3 protein-coding genes are annotated in these 5,866 nt (G+C 55.3%); 1 reads left to right on the plus strand and 2 read right to left on the minus strand.

The genetic code is table 11. The annotated features are described in order from the left end of the window. Both I2E26_RS07540 and I2E26_RS07545 read right to left on the minus strand, forming a co-directional pair. On the minus strand, window positions 1-2,279 hold a 2,279-nt coding region (locus I2E26_RS07540; RefSeq protein WP_195420242.1), incomplete at its 3' end, for an S-layer homology domain-containing protein. A 311-nt stretch (window positions 2,280-2,590) separates the two neighbouring features. Beyond that, complete coding sequence (locus I2E26_RS07545; protein ID WP_195420243.1) at window positions 2,591-4,204, minus strand: S-layer homology domain-containing protein; 1,614 nt, start codon at window positions 4,202-4,204, stop codon at window positions 2,591-2,593. A gap of 314 nt (window positions 4,205-4,518) precedes the next feature. Between I2E26_RS07545 and I2E26_RS07550 the strand changes: the two genes are divergently transcribed. Next, on the plus strand, window positions 4,519-5,811 hold the full coding sequence (locus I2E26_RS07550; protein WP_195420244.1) for an S-layer homology domain-containing protein: 1,293 nt from the start codon (window positions 4,519-4,521) through the stop codon (window positions 5,809-5,811). The last annotated feature ends 55 nt before the right edge of the window (window positions 5,812-5,866 follow it).

Here is a 5,866-nt window from a genome sequence, read left to right on the forward strand (position 1 = left end):
ATGTCGGCGCGGGCCACGATTGCATACGGACGGAAGCTAAACGTTCCGTCACCGTTGTTCCAGCCCTTGGAAATACCGGCAGACGCAAGCCAATTGATATGCGCAGCATGGGGCGTGCTTCCATCAACATCGCTGAAGGAAAGCGGTTTCACGATATTAAAGGCAATACGCAGCTCACCCGTGTAGTTCCCCTTACCTTGACAGATAGCATAACCGGTTCCGGGCTTAGTGTTGGACGCGTGCGTTAGCGTGTAGTCTGCCCCCTCTACAAGAAGCTCTCCGTCGAGGCGCAGCGTCACCTTAGGATTGACCGCGGCACCGGTAAACGTCTGGTCATCAATCGAACCCGCTTTCACGCCATCAGTAAGTGCGCGCGGTGCGATCTTATACGAAATGACCTTGTTGCCAACAGAGCCATCAGCCCAGCACGCCGACCCAGGATCAACCAATTCAAGCTCCACGCTGTACGACCCAGCATTTGTGCCACCATCGTTCGACACGACGCGATACAGATCGGATTCCGCAACAACAGGAACCTGGTTTTTCCCATTAAATGTCAAATCAGCTACCACGGGCACATCAACGGAAATCATACCGTTGCCCTCAAGCCTCATAACATGCCATGTACCATTTTTCTTTACCAGAATGTGCGAAGCATCAGCATTAGATCCAGCATCGTAGATACTCTCATATTCCAGAGGAATGATTACATTGCCCTCATCATCAACGGCACCAGCATGGCCCCTGCCATCAGTCACGTAGTTGATGTTATCGCGCTCGGCAACGCGACCCGCGCGGATGCGCTGCATGTCGCCAATCATCATCGGCTGGATGCGATAGTCGTACAAGGGAGAAAACGCATCACGCTCATACTCGCTGTTATAAATAAACGAAAGACATGTGTTACCTTCACACTCGACTTCGTCGAATACTCGAAACTCGATACCATCAAGAGTTGCCAGATATTCAAAATCCCGAGAATAAAATGAGGTGGCATTCGTCGCATCGCTATAGCCAAAATAGAACACGCCGTCTGAAGGCAGCCGATTCACGTCGAAGAAATACAGCTGAAGTACTCTCATCCGCTCAGAAAGGTCCCACGTTTCAACAACGCGACCATTTGAATCATAAGCCTTCGTAGTGTAAAGCATGGGGTATGGCTGCCCAGCATCTTGAGGATTAATCTCAGACTCGAAGACAAACGCACCAGAGTTTAAGAGCTCACGTGTCTTAGAGGAACGTCCCAGACGCTTCAAGATTCCCTTTGAGTCACAGATGAAGTATTCCCAGACAGAGTCGCCCGATCCCGGAACTCGATTCTTGCAGAAAAACCGATCAGAGCCCTTTAGAACCGCGACGTCATTAAATTCACAGCCCTCGAGAATTCGAACTCCATCAAAGGTAAAGTATTGGGTCTCATAATTTTGCAGGGCAAATATAACACCTTGAGAAAAATAAGCCTCGCTAAACGTTCCCGGAGCAGTTTTCCTCGTTCCATCCGGAAGCTCGAACTGAAGACGACCGTTTATAAGTGAAATGAGGTATCCGTCATCATCGAAAACTACGTTAGGATCCTGCTTAGGTTCGGGGGTAATTTTGATATCACCGTTGCTGATCGAAATATAGTAGGAGCCCACATCCGTAGACAGATATACCACGTCGCCCTTGGGGTCAGTCCAATGGCTATCATCAGAGAAAGTGTAAATGGTGTTTACACCAATCATGCCTGACTTTTGCTTCAAAATGGAGCCATCTGCAACCTTGTGCAACCTGATCCGCAGAGCATTTCCCACTTTCTTAACAGAGATGGCATGCTCGCCGTCTTTCATGACGACGATTCCGTCCGCATCGTCAACAACAATATCTCCGTCAGAATTCACAAGAACATGTTTGCCAGTCTTTACATCGATAAGAATCAGACAGCCATTATCTTGGGGAAAATCTGTATACATCATCCTGTCAGCATTTATCACCGGGGCGTAATCGCTGCTGGTCGGCTGCTCACCAAAACCGCTATCAAAATCAACAAAGGTATAGCTGAACTTCTCTTGGCCATCGACACCCATAAGAGTATGGCGAACGACCTCGCCATCGTCGACCACATCAAGGGTCTTGGAGCAGAGAACGTTGCCATTCACCACACCAGACACATGGTCGTACTGAATAGGCCCGGCAACAATTTCTCCGCTATCAACCGCCGCAGCAATGGCGGGCGCCTGCAATGTGAGAATGGAACCTCCCAACGCCAACAGTGCGAACATCCATCTTGCTTTGCGCATGCGATCACCCTTCCACAATCGAAGATCTATGCAACTCAACCATAAATGGGCGTACACGAAATTTGTTGAGCAACATTTCAAGAGGCGACACTTCCTGGACCGAAAATGCTATCTAAGTAATATGCGAGATGGGAATGAACCGCTAGCCGCTCGGTTCTCCGTCACAGGTCACCACAATCGCACGGCCAGAACTTTGAATAGGTACACAAAAAGGCCAGAACGCAATTCGAAATGCGCCCTGGCCCTTGTTCGTAATTACAGCAGCGGGAAGCTATTCACAGGCTCCTGCGACCCGGTTCGTCACGCACCGTTTACGCGAGGTGAGCCATGCGATGGAGGAAGGCAGCCATGTCGCAGCGGGTAACGGTGCCGTACGGCTTGAAGGTGCCGTCCGGGAAACCAGTGGTGATGCCCGCATGTGCGAGCCACAGAACATCCTCGCGGTGCGGGGTGTCAGCGACGATATCCGGGAACGCAACGCCCTGCGCCCCGGGCTTCCACATGGAGGCATCTCCCACGTCGAACTTCGTGGCAAACCTGCGCAGGAAGGCCGCCATGTCGCAGCGAGCGATGCTATCGAAGGGGCGGAAGGTTCCATTGGAGAATCCGGTAGAAATACCCATATGTGCGAGCCACAGGATCTCGCGTGCGTGCGGCGTATCCGCATTCACGTCGGAGAAGCGGCGCCAATCGTCTTGAGAGGGCTGCCAGGTGCTGGCGTCCTCTATGCCCATCGCGTCGGCAAAGCGGCACAGGAAGGCTGCCATATCGGCGCGCGCCACGTTGTAATACGGTTTGAAGCTACCGTCCGGATAGCCAGCGGTCACACCGGTTGAGGACAGAAACAGCACTTCTTCGCGATGAGGCGTGTTCGCGTCGACATCGATGAAAGCGCCCTCACGCGTGACGATCACGGGAACATCCTTGTTCAGACGCGAGGAAGACGGAAACTCGGCATGCAGCGTGGTCCTGCCCGAAGCAACGCCGATGCAATAGCGGCTCCCCATATGCTCGCCCACGCAGGCGATGCGCTCGTCATCCGTCCTCCACGAGAACAGCTCGTTGCCATAGGTTGCCGAACCGTTGATCTGCCTATTTCCCACCACGCCGTTAAATGCAAAGGTCACCGTGGGCAAAACGCGAAAGGCGTCAACAGCCGGAGTGAGGGCCGAAGCGCTCGTATAGCTCGCCGTAATAATTGAGTCTGGCAGGGGCACGGCGAACGAGGCCGCACCATCATAGAACGAGGCGGTCGTGTTGCTCGACCCGCCAGCACCGAAGCACTGGACCCAGTAGACGCCATCGGGCCCCCTAAAGCATGCGATACCCACCTTGGTAAAGCCCGCATGAGTCATGTTGGCGTAGTGACCCGGCGAGTTGTACCACATGTTATAAGCGTTATCCGCGTTGCCGAACGAAGCCATGGCGATGTTCTCGCCATACATACTGAGCCCGCTGGGGAACGCGGTGAAGCACGAGCTTCCATCGGGTCGATCGTGGCTGAACATGATGAAGGTCTCCGCAGCACGCTGCATAGCAGACTGCTCGAGTTCGTAATCCCACTGAAGCGCGGACACGCCCAGGCGAGCGCGCTCATTATTCACCATCGCGAGCATCCTGTGCGCTTCGGTCTGCCACACCGCGCCATCCATGGAGGCGTAGAACGTACCGCCCGCACGCGTCGCACGCAGCGGCATTGCCGCAGATTCGCCCGAGGCCGCAGGATTCCCGATAGCCTCCGTCACATCCGCGCCGCCCACCGCCAATGAACCCGAGATACCCTCGATACCCGGAATCTCATCGACACCGGCTCCCATGAGCGGAGCTTCCGCCCAGGCAGACGCCGTGGGAGCAAACAATGCAAGCGCGCAGGCTGCAGCTGCACATGCCTGCCGAATACGAACGACACCCGTTCCATATCCCATAGAATTCTCCTTACAGACGCATTGACGCAAGTCGCTGCGATTATCGCATCGCAGGCCATGCGCACGGTCGTGCAATCCGCAAAACCACCAGTATGGACGGTGAACAACATCGCATGCATCGCGCGCGATGCGCCCGCTCGGCAACGCTGCTTCTTCACCATCAATCTATTTAGCCCTAGTAGCCTATTCCACAAACGACTCGATAGGAATAGTCTACTTCTAAGGCAGTATTAGCCCCCTAGACCCGGGCCGAGCAACTGCCGAAAACGGATACGTGCGGCAGGCGCCGCACGGACAGGAAGGAGAACGACACGATGGCGAAATCGAAGCGGAGGCTACAAGCCATATTGGGCATGGCCTCCATGTTCCTGCTGGTGCTCTCATGCGCCACGCCGGCTCTGGCCGCATCGTTTACCGATGTACAGGCCGACACGCCGCATGCGGAGCACATCACCTGGCTTGCGGACGAGGGCATCTCCAAAGGCTGGCCCAATGGCGACGGCACCAGCAGCTTCCATCCATTCGAAACGGTCAAGCGCTGCGATATGGCAGCGTTCCTCTACCGTCTGGCTGGAGAGCCGCAATTCAACGAAGACGATGCTCCCGCTTTCTCGGACGTCGATGCTTCCACGCCGCATCGCCGTGCCATCCTATGGCTCGCCCATCAGGGCATCTCCAGCGGTTGGGACAATCACGATGGAACGTTCAGCTTCCGCCCGTACGAGATCGTGAAGCGCTGCGACATGGCGGCGTTCCTCTACCGCCTTGCCGGAGAGCCCCACGTAAACGAGAATGAAGCGAACGGGTTCGCGGACGTTGATTCGGCCACGCCGCACAAGCGCGCCATCCTATGGCTTGCAGATGCCAAGATCTCAACGGGCTGGAACGAGAAAGATGGAACTAAGACCTTCCGCCCCTACCTCGACATCGTCCGTTGCGATATGGCGGCGTTTCTCCATCGTATGGATACCTACCTCGATTCGCAGCAACCCCCTGCGGAAAAGCCCTACGAGCTTGGGACGTATAACGGATTCTCCTATGTGAACATCAAGGATGGCAGCGGGTTCAACGATTACGACCAAGTTGTTGAAGTCCCCGGAAAGGACTATACGACAACGATCTTTTACCGCGGTGAGGGCATCTATCTCTACGACTACGAGGGCTCTGCCACCACGCTGAAGCTGCCCGCCACCATAAAGGGCACGCCCGTTATCTCGGCTGAGTTCCAAAAGCCTTTCGTAACGCCCGAGCAGGCGCCCAACCTGCAAGGTATCGATGCCACGGCCGCCCGCAACCTGGTGTTCCTGCAGGCCGATATGGACAGGCTCACGTCCATCGCGGCGCACGGGTTGCCCGAGCTGCGCGGCCTGCATAGCACATCGCAAGCGCTTGTCAGCCTCACCTGCCACGACAACCCGAGCCTCACGACGCTCTATGTGAAGGACACCCAGCTGGCGTCCATCGATTTGAGCAACCTGCCGATGCTGGTATTCCTCACGATCAGCTACAACCAGCTTGCATCGCTCGACATCAGCGACTCCCCCATGCTAAGCGAGCTCGAATGCGAGATGAACAACATCCAGGACCTAGCTGTTGTGTGCCGATAGGTTGTTTACGCCGTAGACTCGCGACATGGGCGGCAGGCCCCCGCACGCGCTGTGC

The organism is Collinsella sp. D33t1_170424_A12 (genome assembly GCF_015554865.1).
Lineage (GTDB): Bacteria > Actinomycetota > Coriobacteriia > Coriobacteriales > Coriobacteriaceae > Collinsella.